This window comes from Streptococcus mitis (assembly GCF_946190325.1).
In the GTDB taxonomy this organism is placed as follows: domain Bacteria; phylum Bacillota; class Bacilli; order Lactobacillales; family Streptococcaceae; genus Streptococcus; species Streptococcus mitis_CF.
Map to the genome: position 1 here is coordinate 200,044 of NZ_CAMHZR010000001.1, position 16,641 is coordinate 216,684.

Annotated in this window: 15 protein-coding genes; 8 read left to right on the forward strand and 7 right to left on the reverse strand. The window is 38.8% G+C overall.

Annotation, left to right across the window (positions count from 1 at the left end):
- Window positions 1–134 precede the first annotated feature (134 nt).
- Window positions 135–875 (reverse strand): amino acid ABC transporter ATP-binding protein, encoded by a 741-nt coding sequence (locus tag N8M95_RS00980; protein WP_223330566.1) that lies wholly within the window; start codon window positions 873–875, stop codon window positions 135–137.
- On the reverse strand, window positions 875–3,040 hold the full coding sequence (locus N8M95_RS00985; protein ID WP_261116412.1) for an ABC transporter substrate-binding protein/permease: 2,166 nt from the start codon (window positions 3,038–3,040) through the stop codon (window positions 875–877). The genes N8M95_RS00980 and N8M95_RS00985 overlap by 1 nt, the downstream gene beginning before the upstream one ends.
- A gap of 173 nt (window positions 3,041–3,213) precedes the next feature.
- Between N8M95_RS00985 and N8M95_RS00990 the strand changes: the two genes are divergently transcribed.
- The 6 genes from N8M95_RS00990 (at window position 3,214) to N8M95_RS01010 (ending at window position 9,257) form a co-directional block, all read left to right on the forward strand.
- Window positions 3,214–4,167: a CPBP family intramembrane glutamic endopeptidase gene (locus N8M95_RS00990; protein ID WP_247930234.1), complete on the forward strand. Its 954-nt coding sequence runs from the start codon at window positions 3,214–3,216 to the stop codon at window positions 4,165–4,167.
- A 76-nt stretch (window positions 4,168–4,243) separates the two neighbouring features.
- A complete protein-coding gene (uvrB, locus tag N8M95_RS00995; RefSeq protein WP_261116413.1) occupies window positions 4,244–6,232 on the forward strand; it encodes an excinuclease ABC subunit UvrB in 1,989 nt (662 codons plus the stop codon).
- A gap of 160 nt (window positions 6,233–6,392) precedes the next feature.
- Window positions 6,393–7,595, forward strand: a complete 1,203-nt coding sequence (locus tag N8M95_RS01000) for an AAA family ATPase (RefSeq protein WP_261116414.1) — start codon at window positions 6,393–6,395, stop codon at window positions 7,593–7,595.
- Window positions 7,596–7,598: 3 nt separating this feature from the next.
- Entirely contained in the window at window positions 7,599–8,201 is a 603-nt protein-coding gene (locus N8M95_RS01005; protein WP_261116415.1) for a hypothetical protein, read from the forward strand.
- A 265-nt stretch (window positions 8,202–8,466) separates the two neighbouring features.
- Entirely contained in the window at window positions 8,467–8,766 is a 300-nt protein-coding gene (locus N8M95_RS09335) for a hypothetical protein (protein WP_314725959.1), read from the forward strand.
- A 23-nt stretch (window positions 8,767–8,789) separates the two neighbouring features.
- Entirely contained in the window at window positions 8,790–9,257 is a 468-nt protein-coding gene (locus tag N8M95_RS01010; RefSeq protein WP_261116416.1) for an 8-oxo-dGTP diphosphatase, read from the forward strand.
- On the opposite strand, the gene N8M95_RS01015 is transcribed toward N8M95_RS01010, so the two are convergent.
- From N8M95_RS01015 to coaB, 5 genes are all read right to left on the reverse strand, one after another.
- On the reverse strand, window positions 9,254–9,769 hold the full coding sequence (locus tag N8M95_RS01015; protein ID WP_033685158.1) for a transcription repressor NadR: 516 nt from the start codon (window positions 9,767–9,769) through the stop codon (window positions 9,254–9,256). The two genes, N8M95_RS01010 and N8M95_RS01015, sit on opposite strands and share 4 nt — an antisense overlap.
- 11 nt (window positions 9,770–9,780) lie before the next feature.
- Entirely contained in the window at window positions 9,781–10,308 is a 528-nt protein-coding gene (locus N8M95_RS01020) for an ECF transporter S component (RefSeq protein WP_261116417.1), read from the reverse strand.
- Window positions 10,309–10,472: 164 nt separating this feature from the next.
- The gene (locus N8M95_RS01025) at window positions 10,473–11,036 is read right to left on the reverse strand and encodes an ECF transporter S component (protein WP_000747412.1); all 564 of its coding nucleotides are present in this window, start codon (window positions 11,034–11,036) and stop codon (window positions 10,473–10,475) included.
- Window positions 11,020–11,571, reverse strand: coding sequence for a phosphopantothenoylcysteine decarboxylase (gene coaC, locus N8M95_RS01030; RefSeq protein WP_045611770.1), 552 nt, complete (start codon window positions 11,569–11,571; stop codon window positions 11,020–11,022). The genes N8M95_RS01025 and coaC overlap by 17 nt, the downstream gene beginning before the upstream one ends.
- Before the next feature lie 11 nt (window positions 11,572–11,582).
- Window positions 11,583–12,272, reverse strand: a complete 690-nt coding sequence (coaB, locus tag N8M95_RS01035) for a phosphopantothenate--cysteine ligase (protein ID WP_000699520.1) — start codon at window positions 12,270–12,272, stop codon at window positions 11,583–11,585.
- 225 nt (window positions 12,273–12,497) lie between these two features.
- Here coaB and N8M95_RS01040 point away from each other — a divergent pair, with 225 nt between their 5' ends.
- Both N8M95_RS01040 and pcrA read left to right on the forward strand, forming a co-directional pair.
- Window positions 12,498–14,168, forward strand: a complete 1,671-nt coding sequence (locus N8M95_RS01040) for a formate--tetrahydrofolate ligase (RefSeq protein ID WP_261116418.1) — start codon at window positions 12,498–12,500, stop codon at window positions 14,166–14,168.
- Window positions 14,169–14,327: 159 nt separating this feature from the next.
- On the forward strand, window positions 14,328–16,619 hold the full coding sequence (gene pcrA, locus N8M95_RS01045) for a DNA helicase PcrA (protein WP_261116419.1): 2,292 nt from the start codon (window positions 14,328–14,330) through the stop codon (window positions 16,617–16,619).
- The last annotated feature ends 22 nt before the right edge of the window (window positions 16,620–16,641 follow it).

The following is a 16,641-nucleotide window of genomic DNA, read 5'->3' on the forward strand; positions in this document are numbered from 1 at the left end:
TATTTTTATTCCTAGTCTTGCTAGGTATGAGGAAATCTCATTTCATAAACTTAATTCTAACATAATTTTCCGAAAAATCAAAAAATCCAATACGAGATAGAAAAAAACTGCAAGGAAATCCTTACAGTTTGGGTTTAGACGTTTAAGACCTTGTCCAAGAACTCTTTCAGACGTGGGTGTTGCGGGTTGTCAAAGATTTGGTCAGGTGTTCCGTCTTCTAGGAACTCGCCATCTGCAGTAAAGATAACACGGTTGGCAACCTGACGAGCAAATCCCATCTCATGGGTTACGATAATCATGGTCATGCCTTGCTCAGCCAATTCCTTCATAACGTTTAGTACGTCTCCGACCATCTCAGGGTCAAGGGCTGAAGTTGGTTCATCAAAGAGCATGATGTCTGGATTCATTGCTAGTCCACGAGCGATAGCTACACGTTGTTTTTGACCACCTGATAGGCTATCTGGGTTGGCATTAGCTTTATCTGCTAGCCCAACCTTTTCAAGTAACTCCATTCCCAATTTCTCAGCTTCTTCCTTAGTCATCAACTTGTGCTCAATAGGAGCAAAGGTAATGTTTTCCAATACAGACATATGTGGGAAGAGATTGAAGTGTTGGAACACCATTCCGATATTTTCACGTACGTGGTCAACGTTGGTTGTTTTTTCAGTTAGGTCATAACCGTTCACAGTGATGTGACCGCTAGTAACTTCTTCTAGAAGATTGAGGCTACGAAGGAAAGTTGACTTACCAGAACCTGAAGGACCGATGATACAAACAACATCTCCTTCATAGAATTTAGTCGTGATTCCTTTTAAAACCTCATTTTTTCCATAATGTTTGTGTAAATCATTTACATCAATTTTTAATTTTGCCATTAACGAATCCTCTTTTCTAAGCGTTTCGCTAGTCTAGTCAAAAGTGTGATAATTACAAGATAGAAGATAGCAAGGATTGCATACATCTTGAAACTTTGGTAGTTACGTGCGATGATAATCTTACCAGTTTGGAAGAGTTCCACCAAACCGATAGCAGATACGATAGTCGTATCTTTAAGAGCGATAACGAATTGGTTGACAAAGTTTGGCAACATCAATTTAGTTGCTTGTGGAAGGATAATCTTACGCATGGTTTTTCCATAAGAGATCCCCAAGCTTCGGCTGGCTTCCATTTGACCAACTGGAACAGCTTGAATACCACCACGAACGATTTCAGCAATATAAGCTGCTGCATTGAGTGAGAGGGCAATAGTACCAGCTACGAAGTCGTTAATTGGACTTTGTTGCCCTGTCATAGACTCGATGAAGTTTGGAATTCCCCAGAAGATGAAGGCTGCAAGAATCATCAATGGAATACCACGGATAACGTCAACGAAAATCTCAGAAATCACACGAAGAGATTTGTATGGGCTAACGCTAAACATACCGAAGATAATCCCGATAACAATGGCAATAGCAAATGAGATAAGAGCTAGAGCAAGAGTGATACCAAGCCCGCTAAGGAGTTGTTTATAGTTGTTTTGAAGCAAGCCCCAGATAGTTGTCTCATCAACAGTGCTTGTTGAAGCAGTTGAAGACTCACTAGCTAGGTATTTATCAAGAATCTTTTGGAATTCTCCGTTTGCTTTAAGGTTTGCAAGTCCGTTATTGAACATTTCAATCAATTCTGGATTTGCTCCTTTTTTAACGGCAAAGGCTGTTTCACCGATTGGAGTTCCAGCGATTGGAGTTTTCAATTTTTGACCTTGGCTGATAGAATATTTGAGAACAGGTTCATCATCCATAACGGCATCAATGGCACCAGTGTTTAAACTGTCATACATTGAAGAACCATCAGCAAAAGTTTTGATTTTGTAACCGTATTTGCTTTGATTTTCTGTTAGGAAGGTTTGAGAGGCAGTTCCGTTTTTAACACCAACTGTCTTTCCTTTTAAATCTTCATAAGAAGCAATGGTGCTTGATTCTTTGACACCAAGGATTGTATTAGCAGTGTAGTATGATTCTGAGAAGTCAAAAGTTGCCTTACGAGCATCTGTGACAGACATACCAGCAATGATACCATCAGCTTGACCAGCTTGAACAGCACTGATAGCGGCATCAAAACCAGGGTTGGTAATTTCAATTTCGAAACCTTGGTCTTTAGCGATGGCCTTAATCAAGTCCATATCAATACCAGTAAATTGGTTGCTTGAGTTTTGGAACACAAAAGGCGCAAAAGAAGAATCGCTGGCAATGATGTATTTAGCTTTAACAGGAGTTGCTTTTAGACCAGCTGCAGTCGTTGTAGTTGGCACTGCTGAAGATGATGAAGCAGTCCATTTCTTGATGATTTTATCAAGACTACCATCTTTTTTCATTTCAGCCAAGGCTTGGTTAAATTCAGTAACTAGGTGCTCGTATTTGCTTCCTTTTTTAACACCGAAAGCAAAACTTCCTACAGCTTCACCATCCATTTCAATATGGAGGTCTTGACCTTGGTTAATGGCATACTCGATAACAGGTTTATCATCCATCATAGCATCGATAGCACCAGCAGCCAAGCTGTTGTTCATCAAATCACCAGTATCAAATGTTTTAATGCTAAAGCCGTATTTGTCCTTAATACTTTCAAGGAAACGTTGAGCGGCTGTTCCGTTTTTAACACCAACAGTTTTACCTTTTAATTGGTCGTACTGACTAATCTTGTGTGCCTTTGTAGTTGCAATGACAACTTTTGTATCATAGTAAGTATCAGACATGGTGAAAACTTTTTCACGTTCTGTAGTTTTTGTCATTCCTGCCATGATTGCGTCAGCTTGACCAGCTTGAACCGCATTGACCGCTGCATCAAATCCAGGATAGGACATCTGAATATTCCATCCTTTAATCTCAGCGACTTTGTTGATAATGTCAACATCAATTCCTTTATAAGTTTGATCTGAATCTTTAAACTCAAAAGGTGCATAGGCTGTGTCAGATACAATCTTAATCGTTTCTGCTTTCGCAATACCTAATGAGAAAATTGGGAATAAAATTAGCAAAAATGCTAGAAATTTTTTCTTCATTTTTAGTCTCCTTTTCCGAATATTTTCCCATTATATCAGAAAAAACAAAAAAATGCAAATCTAGGGACTTTTATGTTAGAAGATATAACATAAAAGCTTTTTATTTCTTTCTTGAACTGCTACCACAAAGTGCTATAATAATAGTATATAATGGAAGAAAAGAGGACGGAGATGTGAAGAACAAAAGAATTTTTAAAGACTTCCAAGCTTCTCAAATGCGGTTAAACCTCTACACAAGCCCCTTGTTAGCCTTTGCTTTTGTCTTTATAGGAGAGTTTGTGGCTTATACTTTATATGGTATTAGTTTGTTAGCTCTCATCGGACTTGCTAGAAATTTTGGAGAGGCTTGTCAAGCTTTTGCAACCTACTTGCAGACTTTGCAGCAGAGCTTGATGGATAAAACAAGTGACTTTCATTTGATCTTAGAATTGCTGGCCTTTGGTTTTATTCTCAACACTGTGTTCAGATGGACTAGAAAAGTTGAGAAAAGACCTATTCGAACTTTGGGATTTTATAAAGAAAATTTCCTCAGCTATCTTCTTAAAGGGTTTGGGCTAGGTCTGGCACTTTTTCTTCTGACCTTGTTAGGTTTAGTGGCCTTGGGGCAATATCGTTTTGAGTCTATTCACTTGAATCCTTATTCGCTTGCCTTTGTCATTTTTACCATTCCATTTTGGATTTTACAGGGGACAACAGAAGAAGTGGTGGCCCGTGCTTGGCTCCTTCCTCAATTGGCTTCAAGAACCAATCTAAAACTAGCTGTTGTTATATCTAGCCTATTCTTTACCCTGCTTCATGTGGGAAATTCTGGTCTCACACCTCTATCTCTAGTGAATCTCTTTTTATTCGGAGTTGCTATGTCACTTTACCTCCTCAAAACCGATACAGTTTGGGGTGTTGCAGGTATTCATGGGGCTTGGAATTTTGCTCAAGGAAATCTATTTGGGATTTTAGTTAGTGGTCAACCGTCAGGAACGTCGCTGATGACCTTTTTACCACAAGGCGATCAGAGCTGGCTATCAGGTGGATCTTTTGGTATTGAGGGTTCCATCATGACAAGTCTGGTCTTACTACTGCTGATTGTCTATCTCGCCTATCAATTAAAGAAAGAAAATGAAAGGATATGACTTTGGTCTGTCCTTTTCTTCGTGAAAATGCTACAAGTATGCTAAAATAGGAATAGCATATCGAGAGAGGATTCTTATGATCAATCGTATTACAGATAATCAATTTAAACTAGTATCAAAATACCAACCTTCAGGAGACCAACCACAAGCTATCGAGCAGTTGGTAGATAACATTGAGGGGGGAGAAAAAGCTCAGATTCTGATGGGAGCGACCGGAACAGGGAAGACCTATACCATGAGTCAGGTCATTTCCAAAGTCAATAAACCAACTCTGGTTATTGCCCACAATAAAACTCTAGCAGGCCAGCTCTATGGGGAGTTTAAGGAGTTTTTTCCTGAAAATGCCGTTGAGTACTTTGTGTCTTACTATGATTATTACCAGCCAGAAGCCTATGTCCCTTCTAGCGACACCTATATTGAAAAGGACAGCTCTGTCAATGACGAGATTGACAAGCTCCGACACTCAGCGACTTCAGCCCTTTTGGAGCGCAATGATGTTATTGTCGTGGCTTCAGTCTCTTGTATCTATGGTTTGGGTTCGCCAAAGGAATACGCTGATAGTGTCGTGAGTCTCCGTCCTGGTCTAGAGATTTCTCGTGATAAACTCTTGAATGACTTGGTTGATATCCAGTTTGAACGTAATGATATTGATTTCCAACGGGGGAGATTTCGTGTGCGTGGGGATGTAGTGGAGATTTTCCCAGCATCTCGTGATGAACACGCTTTTCGAGTAGAATTTTTTGGAGACGAAATTGACCGTATCCGTGAGGTTGAGGCTCTGACAGGTCAGGTCTTGGGAGAAGTGGATCATTTGGCGATTTTTCCAGCTACTCACTTTGTGACCAATGACGACCACATGGAAGTTGCCATTGCAAAGATTCAAGCAGAATTAGAAGAGCAACTAGCTGTCTTTGAGAAGGAAGGTAAATTGCTAGAAGCTCAACGTTTGAAACAGCGAACAGAGTATGATATTGAAATGCTGCGTGAGATGGGCTATACCAACGGGGTTGAGAACTATTCTCGCCACATGGATGGGCGTAGCGAAGGAGAGCCTCCTTATACGCTTCTCGACTTCTTCCCAGATGATTTCTTGATCATGATTGACGAGAGCCACATGACAATGGGGCAAATCAAGGGCATGTACAATGGAGATCGCTCTCGTAAGGAAATGCTGGTTAATTATGGTTTCCGTTTGCCGTCTGCTTTGGACAATCGACCTCTCCGTCGGGAGGAATTTGAAAGTCATGTGCACCAGATTGTTTACGTTTCAGCGACACCAGGTGACTATGAAAATGAACAGACCGAGACAGTGATTGAGCAAATCATTCGTCCAACAGGACTATTGGATCCAGAGGTGGAAGTTCGTCCGACTATGGGACAGATTGATGACCTCTTAGGTGAAATCAATACCCGTGTAGAAAAGAACGAACGAACCTTTATCACAACCTTGACTAAGAAAATGGCAGAGGACTTAACCGACTACTTCAAGGAAATGGGTATCAAGGTCAAGTACATGCACTCGGATATCAAGACTTTAGAGCGAACAGAGATTATCCGAGATCTGCGTTTGGGTGTCTTTGATGTCTTGGTCGGAATTAACCTGCTCCGTGAAGGGATTGACGTACCTGAAGTGAGTCTCGTAGCCATTCTTGATGCTGACAAGGAAGGTTTCCTTCGTAACGAGCGTGGACTCATCCAGACCATTGGACGTGCTGCCCGTAATAGCGAAGGCCATGTCATCATGTATGCGGACACTGTGACTCAGTCTATGCAACGTGCTATGGATGAAACGGCCCGTCGTCGCAAAATCCAGATGGCTTATAATGAAGATCATGGTATCGTGCCTCAGACAATCAAGAAAGAAATCCGTGACCTGATTGCTGTGACCAAGGCGATTGCTAAGGAAGAAGACAAGGAAGTCGATATCAATAGCCTCAACAAACAAGAACGCAAAGAACTCGTCAAGAAACTAGAAAAACAAATGCAAGAAGCCGTCGAAGTGCTTGACTTTGAACTCGCAGCTCAGATCCGCGATATGATGCTGGAAGTCAAGGCGTTGGGGTAGATGAAAATATTATTTTTGTAATATTATAAAAACGATTTTTTCGTAAAAAAAAAAAAACGAAATTAGATTTTTTGTGGTATATGGAATGTTTTTTATCGATTTTAGCGTTAAAAAGAGAAAAATACAAAAAAGTATGGTATAGTGTATACAGGAGGATAGAATGATGAAAATACTCAAAACTAAAATACGAGGTTTATCTTACTTCAAAAATGGAGAGTTTGAATTCGATTTTTTTGCTAGTAAAAACGTAAACTTTTATGAGAAAGAAAGTAAAAATGTTTCTCATGTAATTAATAAGTTATATAAATTAAATTCAATTGCTCTATTAGGTATAAATGCATCTGGAAAAACAACTAGTTTAAAACTAGTTTTGGCAATGCTAAATATATTTATTAAAAATAAAAGTTTATCAGAGGATGATATTCCTGAAATTGGAAATTATTTTGATGATGAAGTGATTTGTGAAAATTATATTTTTAATCAGGAGTGGATTTATAAAATTGAATCAATCATTTCTAAAGATAAGTCAAATTCATTATACTTTAAAGATGAAGTCCTTTATAGAAAAAAAGTGAAGAAAACAGAATCTAAAGATAAGATTTTTACAAACTTTGAAGAGACTATTTCTCGAAAAGATATTGATGTTACTTATCTAAAACAGACAGATTCTATTTTTTCAGGTGTATTGAATAAAAAAAACCATCAATTGGTTGAAGATAGTGTTGTAGATTTAACTAATATTACTGATGTTAATAAAATTCAATATTTTGCTAATGATATGGATATTTCTTATGTAAATTTTTTAGACGATAGTATTGAATCTTTAATTTTTGAAGAGGATACAAAAAAGTTCAAAATTAGATTTAAATACTCGAAAGAGTTGATAGAATCAAATATTGTTGATTTAAATAGATTCTTATCATCAGGTACAATTAAAGGTATAATGATTTTATTAAATATTCAATTTATTCTAAATTCTGGCGGATATTTAATTATTGATGAGTTAGAAAATCACTTGAATAAATCAATTGCGGTACAATTAATAAAACTTTTTAATAGTAATATAAATAAAAATTCTGCAACATTGATATTCACTACTCACTACATTGAGATTACTGATTTTATTGATAGAAGTGATAGTATTTACGTGTTAAAAAAGAATCCTCTTATAAATATTGAAAAAATGAGTAATATTATTGGTGAAAAAGATAGATCTGATAGGAAGAAAAGCGATCTAATCTTATCAGGTAGTTATGGTTTAGGAACTGCTCCGAAAAATTCTTCCTATAAAATGATGAGGGAAAGTATGAATAAAAGTATTCAATTGTTGAGTTCAGAGAGTCATGAATTAATGGAGAGATGATTTATGGTTAATATAACCTCAGATACACTTGTTGCTATCATTGTTGAAGGAGCAACAGAAAAGGCTATTATTGAGTTATTACTTGAAAATGATTGTTTAAAATTTAGTTATAAGCAAGTTATAAACTATGATCAAATTGATGGACTAGATTCTCCTTATAGAGGATCGAATAGATTTTATGGTAATCCTGCAACATTTTCGAACCATTATTTGACTCAAGATTATGAAGAAAATAAAATAATTATTTTTATTATTGAAGATAGGTCTGGGATACCATATAAAATCGTTCAACCTTATTTGGATAAATTGCAGGATAGAGGAATCTATCATGTAATAACGAAAAGTGAGATTGAAATGATTGAAATATATTTTCGTAAATTAGAGGGACAGTTTGAAAAAGTGAAATCACAAGATAAACCAAGTGTATTTCTTGCTGCTCAATTAAAGAAAAAACCTAATTATGTAAAATCGTATGATAGAATTAAAAAGGATCTAAATCGTTGTGTAGACTTAGTTAATGCTATAAGAAAATACAAAAGTAAAAGTGATACAACAAAATGGAATAATAAAAATAATGAAATATTTTTAGCTGATTTATTAAAATAATTAATTGGGAACCAAATTATGTAAGACAATGTAATAACTAGATGATGAGAAACTCTATCAGTTATTCTGAAAATAATAGATATATTTGTAAGGAATATACATACGTTATGCACGTTTGCTTGAAAATATAAATTTTGGCACTGTAAGATAATCGGTTTTGCTTTTTTTGTTCCTGGTATTTGTCCTGATTCATTTTCTCTTAGGATTGTTTGGATTAGCTTTTACACCGTTTCTGTCGAACATCTAGTTCTTTAGTCTTTGCCTCATTTTATTTATTCATCCATGGACTACCTTCTATAAAACTAGAATCTTTCAATGGCATCATCTAATTTTTCAGGCTCTTATTGGATTTGTTGCTCTCATAATCTTGTTTATGTCATTACTGTTTTTATCTTTTGGATCAGAGTCATTTATGCCTATAAATATAGACTACTATGTGAATAGGGAAAAAAATGAAATCAGAATCATCAGAGGATCCTTGCTTCATGAAATTCATGAATATCACGACTTGCTCAATCCCTTTATAATGAAGCCAGAAGTAAAATACAACGAAGATATGTTTTAATAACTTAGAAAGCGAGTAAATTTATGTCCCGTTCCCAATTAACGATTTTAACCAATATCTGTCTGATTGAAGACATCGAAACCCAGCGCGTGGTTATGCAGTATCGCTCTCCTGAAACCAATCGCTGGTCAGGTTATGCCTTTCCAGGAGGCCATGTAGAAAACGGCGAGTCTTTCGCAGAGTCTGTCATTCGTGAAATCTACGAAGAAACAGGATTAACTATCCAAAATCCTCAACTTGTCGGCATTAAAAATTGGCCACTAGATACAGGTGGGCGCTATATTGTCGTTTGTTATAAGGCGACTGAGTTCTCTGGTACCCTTCGCTCTTCAGATGAAGGAGAAGTTTCTTGGGTGCAAAAAGACCAGATTCCAAACTTGGATCTGGCCTATGATATGTTACCATTGATGGAGATGATGGAAGCTCCTGACAAGTCAGAGTTTTTCTACCGCCACAGTACAGAAGACGATTGGGAAAAGAAAATTTTCTAGTCTTTTACTAAATAACCGAGTTGATCCAAGGCCTCCTCGATATAGTGGAGGTCTTGTTGTGTTTCGGCTTCAACTAGGTGGTAATGGATACCATCTGTCAATTCAGATAAAGGTTTAAAATCAGAATGCTCGACTTGTTCTAGAAAATGTTGCACATCTCTGCGACAAGACAGTTTAAGCAAGGTTTCAATTTCTCCATAGACGGGATGGTCAATCAAGGTATTTTGAACACGTCCACCATTATCAACGATAGCAAGGAGTTCTTGACCGATTTCTTCAACTTCATGTTTCACTTTGAAAAGTTTATGAACATAAGGATTGGTTTCAATTTGCTTATAGACGTAGCCACGATTAGTGGATAGGATAGGAGCGCCATCGGCTCTCAAAATTGCAATGTCCTGCACAATGACCTGACGTGTGACATGAAAATGTTCCGCCAAACTTTGGCCATTAAGGGCTTTAGGAGCTTCTTTCAAGAGTTGGAGCAGAGCTTGTTTGCGATCTTTTGTCATAGTTCTTCCTTTTAACGGCGTTTGCGAAGCACTTTATAGACAGCTAGTGCTAATGTATAGTCTACCATACTATGGATAATTGTACCAAATCCAACTAGCACAAATAGAACATAAAACATATTTTCTACATTGGTACCAGAAGTTGCGTAAAAAACGACACAGGCCAATACTTCAGCAAGGGCATGGACAAGCGCTAACACAAAGTTGAAAATCCAGGAAGCTTTTGGTTTATCTAGGGTATCGGGGAATTTTTGTAGGTAAAGAGCCCCCAAAGTTCCAAAAAAGATATGGGAAAAAGCTCGAAAAACAATAACCATGGGATAGCCAGTCATCAAGAATCCAAAACTAGAGGCTAGGATGACAAAAACAGCCATCAAGGGCGATAAGAACATGGCAATAAAAATAGCGATGTGGCTTCCTAAAGTATAGGAAGCAGGTGGAATGACAATCTTGAAAGGCATAACAATTGGAATCAAAATTGCAATAGCCGTTAAAAGGGCAGTCATTGTCATAAATTGTGTCTTTTTCCGTGTATTCATAAGAATCTCCTTTTTTCTGTATATACACTAGTATAGTACAATAAACAAGACAATAAAGCAAGGATTTACTTAGGTTTATAGGTCGTTTTTTAGTAAAAAGTTCACTATAAAGAAACTACTTCAAACAAAATCTCCACCTTCAAGCTTGAAAGCGGAGATTATTTTTATTTCTTCAAGGTTTGTAGTCTTGGAACAATAGCTAGGGTTAGAACTGCAGAAATGACTAATTCGGCGATTGAATTTGTTGAGATAACAGTTGCTAGGAGTTTTTGGATATTACCATCAAAAACATTTCCAAAAAGGTAGAAAATTCCACCAAGGACAAAGACTGTATTGGTAAGTGAACCAAGGGCACCAGCTAGAATCAGACCAGTCTTGTTTTTCATCAGTTTATAGACTAGATAAGGAGTTAAACCAATCAAAATACGTGGGACGATAGCTATAATAGCTGAGTAGATGTTTCCGTTTGGTACGAATGGTGAGAAGAGGTAGCTTGTCGGTAGAATTGTAATCGTGTTAACAGTTAAACTAAGTAGCCCCATCAAAAATCCAAGTGTAACCCCAACTCGTGGACCGTAGATAATGCTGGCAATAATGACAGGAATATGAACGATGGTCGGTTTGATTGGAAATGGGAAAAGGTTAAAGATAAGTGAGCTCAGAAAATGAATCACGAGCATGGTTGCAAAAAAGATAGCAATGGGTGCAATATTAGAGCGTTTTTTCATCGAGAGTTTCCTTTATTCTTTCTAAAATAATTGTGAGGTCAGCTAATGCTCCTCGTCCATGGTCTCCACAAGCTAGTAGGGATTTCTTAGGAGCAATCAGCTGATAGCCGTAGCTTTCTAATGTTTTCAGATTAGCCTGAGTTGCCGGATGTTCATACATCTTTGTATTCATAGCAGGAGCTATTAGTTTAGGAATATGACTGGGCAATGCTAGAGCTGTACTGGTCACCATATTGTCCGCAAATCCGTGGGCTAGTTTTGCAATAGTGTTAGCAGTTGCAGGGGCCACAATAAATAAATCCGCCTTTTTTCCAAGTTCGATATGATTGACCTGATCAGGATAGGGTTCCTTCATGACATCCAAGTGGACAGGATTCTGTGAGAGTACCTGTAGTGTCAAAGGTTGGATAAACTCTGTAGCAGCCTGAGTCATTAAAACAGTGACTTGATGACCTTGTTTTTTTAGAGAACTGACTAAATCTGCCGACTTGTAAGAGGCGATAGACCCCGTTACAGCCAAGAGAATATGTGCCATAGCTTTCCTTTCTATGAATGATAGGCTTGAATTTTTTCAAGGAGGAGTTCTGCAATTTCTTCTTTAGTCTGGACTGTTTGAAGCTGATCTTTTTCAACAAAGATTGCACGATGCTGGTTTGGTGAGATTTGAGTCAGGTCATTCGCAATGATTAAGTCAGCTTGGTTCTTGATAAGACTTTTTCTGGCAATCTCGATGAGATAATCCTCAGAGACATCAACCAGCAGTTTGAAACCAATCAGATGAATAGCAGGATTCCATTTCTTGACTAGAGAGATGATTTTGGGTGTTTTTTTCAGGAATAAAACCTGAACCTCATCAGTTGAAGAAATCTTAGCTTGATGATTCTGCCTGCTTAAAAATTCTTCTAGATTGGAGCTAGCCTGAACTTCCTCAAGTCCTGCCATATAAACAGGAGTGTAATCAGATACGGCCATTGAGTGAATCAAGACCTGATAATCCTGAATACGTTCTTTCATTTCAAGAAGAAGATCCTTGGTATTGTTAATTTCTCGAATACTTAGATTAGGATGGGCTACTGGCTTCACAGCTCGTTTTGTCGTTATCAAACAAACTTCATGTCCTGCAGCAAGCAGGGTTTCTGTGATGATTTTCCCTAAGCGACCTGTAGAATGGTTAGTGATAGAGCGGACGCTATCGATAGCTTCACTGGTACCGCCCGATGTAACTAAAATTTTCATAGCACTATTGTACACAAAAATAAACGGTAAGTAAAATGAAAGTGATAAAAATTTGGTAAAAGGAAAGAATATAGTTTCAAACTATAAAGCCATATAAAATTTAAGAAAGGACTCTAAAAACCTTAAAAACAGGGATATTTACGAACGTTTAGAGAGTTTTGGGATGTTAAAAATCTTGTTTTGTGTTATAATGAATTATCATAAAAGAGGTTATAGGAGTTTTGAATGAAAACAGATATTGAAATCGCACAGAGTATTGAGTTGAAGCCAATCGTTGATGTTGTAGAGAAACTTGGTATTTCTTACGATGATTTGGAGTTGTATGGAAAGTACAAGGCTAAGCTCAGCTTTGATAAAATTCGTGCAGTTGAGAGCAATCCAGTTGGGAAATTGATCTTGGTTACTGCCATCAACCCAACACCTGCAGGTGAAGGAAAATCAACTATTACCATTGGTCTTGCGGATGCCTTGAACAAGATTGGCAAGAAAACCATGATTGCTATTCGCGAACCATCTCTTGGTCCAGTAATGGGAATTAAGGGTGGTGCAGCTGGAGGTGGTTATGCTCAAGTTCTGCCAATGGAAGACATCAACCTTCATTTTACTGGGGATATGCATGCCATTACAACTGCCAACAATGCTCTTTCTGCCTTGATTGACAACCACTTACACCAAGGAAATGAGTTGGGAATTGACCAACGTCGTATCCTTTGGAAACGTGTTGTGGACTTGAACGACCGTGCTCTTCGCCATGTAACAGTTGGGCTTGGTGGCCCTCTAAATGGTATTCCACGTGAGGATGGCTTTGACATTACAGTTGCTTCAGAGATCATGGCAATTCTTTGCTTGGCAACGGACATCGAGGACTTGAAACGTCGTTTGGCGAATATCGTTATTGGTTATCGTTACGACCGTACACCAGTTTCTGTAGGTGATTTGCAGGTTGAAGGTGCCTTGGCTTTGATTTTGAAGGATGCTATTAAACCGAACCTGGTTCAGACAATTTACGGTACACCTGCCTTTGTACACGGTGGTCCATTTGCCAATATTGCTCACGGATGTAATTCAGTCTTGGCAACAAGCACAGCCCTTCACTTGGCTGATTACACAGTTACTGAAGCTGGTTTTGGTGCGGACCTTGGTGCTGAAAAATTCCTTGATATCAAGACACCAAACTTGCCAACATCTCCAGATGCAGTTGTCATTGTTGCAACCCTTCGTGCCCTTAAGATGAATGGTGGTGTGGCTAAAGACGCTCTTACTGAAGAAAACGTAGAAGCAGTTCGTGCAGGTTTTGCTAACTTGAAACGCCACGTTGAAAATATCCGTAAGTTCGGTATTCCAGCAGTCGTAGCTATTAATGAATTTGTATCTGATACAGAGGCTGAAATTGCAGCCTTAAAAGAACTCTGTGCTTCAATCGATGTACCAGTTGAATTGGCTAGTGTTTGGGCTGATGGTGCAGAAGGTGGAGTGGCACTGGCTGAAACCTTGGTTAAAACAATCGCTGAAAACCCAGCTAACTACACTCGTCTTTATGACAACGACATTTCTGTCCAAGAAAAGATTGAAAAGATTGTTACTGAAATCTATCGTGGTTCAAAAGTAAACTTCGAAAAGAAAGCTCAAACTCAAATCGCTCAAATTGTTCAAAATGGCTGGGATAAATTACCAATCTGTATGGCTAAGACTCAGTATAGTTTCTCAGACAATCCCAGTGCACTTGGAGCACCTGAAAACTTTGAAATTACCATTCGCGAATTGGTGCCAAAATTAGGTGCAGGCTTCATAGTTGCCTTAACTGGAGATGTCATGACCATGCCAGGACTTCCAAAACGACCAGCTGCTCTAAACATGGATGTTGAAAGCGATGGAACCGTTCTAGGCTTGTTCTAATAGTTTAATTGAATTCAAATGAGTTTGGAAATACTATCCAAGCTCATTTTTTATCTAGATATAAGGAGTTGCCTTCTACACGTAACCAGTCTAGGTAAAGATATTTTCCCTGAATTCTGATATAATAGAAATATTGACTTCAAGAGTAAGGAAGAGAAGATGAACGCATTATTAAATGGAATGAATGACCGTCAGGCTGAGGCGGTACAAACGACAGAAGGTCCCTTGTTAATCATGGCAGGGGCTGGCTCTGGGAAGACTCGAGTTTTGACCCACCGCATCGCTTATCTGATTGATGAAAAGCTGGTCAATCCTTGGAATATCTTGGCCATTACCTTTACTAACAAGGCTGCGCGTGAGATGAAAGAGCGTGCTTATGGTCTCAATTCAGCCACTCAGGACTGTTTGATTGCGACCTTCCACTCCATGTGTGTTCGTATACTACGTCGCGATGCGGACCATATTGGCTACAACCGCAATTTTACAATTGTAGATCCTGGTGAACAGCGAACGCTCATGAAACGCATTCTCAAGCAGTTGAACTTGGATCCGAAAAAATGGAATGAACGAAGCATCTTAGGAACCATTTCCAATGCTAAGAATGACCTGATTGATGATGTAGCTTATGCTGCCCAAGCTGGCGATATGTATACGCAAATCGTGTCCCAGTGTTACACGGCTTACCAAAAAGAGCTTCGTCAGTCGGAGTCGGTTGACTTTGATGATTTGATTATGCTGACCTTGCGTCTCTTTGATCAGAATCCTGATGTCTTGACTTACTATCAACAGAAATTCCAATACATCCACGTTGATGAGTACCAAGATACCAACCATGCCCAGTACCAATTGGTCAAACTCTTGGCTTCGCGCTTTAAAAATATCTGTGTGGTTGGGGATGCGGACCAGTCTATCTACGGTTGGCGTGGTGCTGATATGCAGAATATCTTGGACTTCGAAAAGGATTATCCCCAAGCCAAGGTTGTTTTGTTGGAGGAGAATTATCGCTCAACTAAAACCATTCTCCAAGCGGCTAATGAGGTTATCAAAAACAATAAAAATCGCCGTCCTAAGAATCTCTGGACTCAAAATGCTGATGGGGAGCAAATCGTTTACTATCGTGCCAATGATGAGCTAGATGAGGCTGTATTTGTAGCCAGAACTATAGATGAACTTGGTCGGAGTCAAAACTTCCTTCACAAGGATTTTGCAGTTCTTTATCGTACTAATGCGCAGTCCCGTACTATCGAGGAAGCCTTGCTCAAGTCAAATATTCCTTATACCATGGTTGGCGGAACCAAGTTCTACAGCCGTAAGGAAATCCGAGATATTATTGCTTACCTCAATCTTATTGCCAATTTGAGTGACAATATCAGTTTTGAGCGTATTATCAACGAGCCAAAACGTGGAATTGGCCCAGGCACTGTTGAGAAAATCCGTGACTTTGCGAATATGCAAGACATGTCCATGCTAGATGCTTCAGCCAATATCATGTTATCTGGTATCAAGGGTAAAGCAGCCCAGTCTATCTGGGATTTTGCCAATATGATTCTGGATTTGCGGGAGCAACTGGAACAGTTAAGCATTACTGAGTTGGTTGAGGCCGTCCTAGAAAAAACAGGTTACGTCGATATTCTAAATGCTCAAGCGACTTTAGAAAGCAAGGCTAGGGTTGAAAATATTGAAGAGTTCCTCTCTGTGACGAAAAACTTTGATGACACCTCTGATGTGTCAGAAGAGGAAACTGGTCTGGATAAATTGAGTCGTTTCTTAAATGACTTGGCTTTGATTGCGGACACAGATTCAGGTAGTCAGGAGACATCAGAAGTTACCCTAATGACCCTGCATGCTGCCAAAGGCCTCGAGTTTCCAGTTGTCTTTTTGATTGGGATGGAAGAAAATGTCTTTCCGCTTAGCCGTGCAGCTGAAGATCAAGATGAATTAGAAGAAGAACGCCGTCTAGCCTATGTAGGAATTACGCGTGCAGAGAAAATTCTCTATCTGACAAATGCCAATTCGCGCCTGCTTTTTGGTCGTACTAACTACAACCGTCCGACTCGTTTTATTAACGAAATCAGCTCAGACTTACTTGAGTATCAAGGTCTGGCTCGTCCTGTAAATACAAGCTTTAAGGCATCTTATAGCAGTGGTGGTCTCGCCTTTGGTCAAGGTATGAGTCTTGCCCAGGCCCTTCAAGACCGTAAACGCGGTGTGGCACCAAAAACTATCCAGTCAAGCGGTCTCCCATTTGGTCAATTTACAGCTGGAACAAAATCAGCGTCTAGTGAGGCAAATTGGTCTATTGGTGACATTGCCCTCCACAAGAAATGGGGAGAGGGAACTGTTCTGGAAGTTTCAGGAAGCGGTGCTAGGCAGGAATTAAAAATCAATTTCCCAGAAGTAGGTTTGAAAAAACTTTTAGCTAGTGTAGCCCCAATTGAGAAAAAAATATAATTTTCCATCCTTCTCACGAATA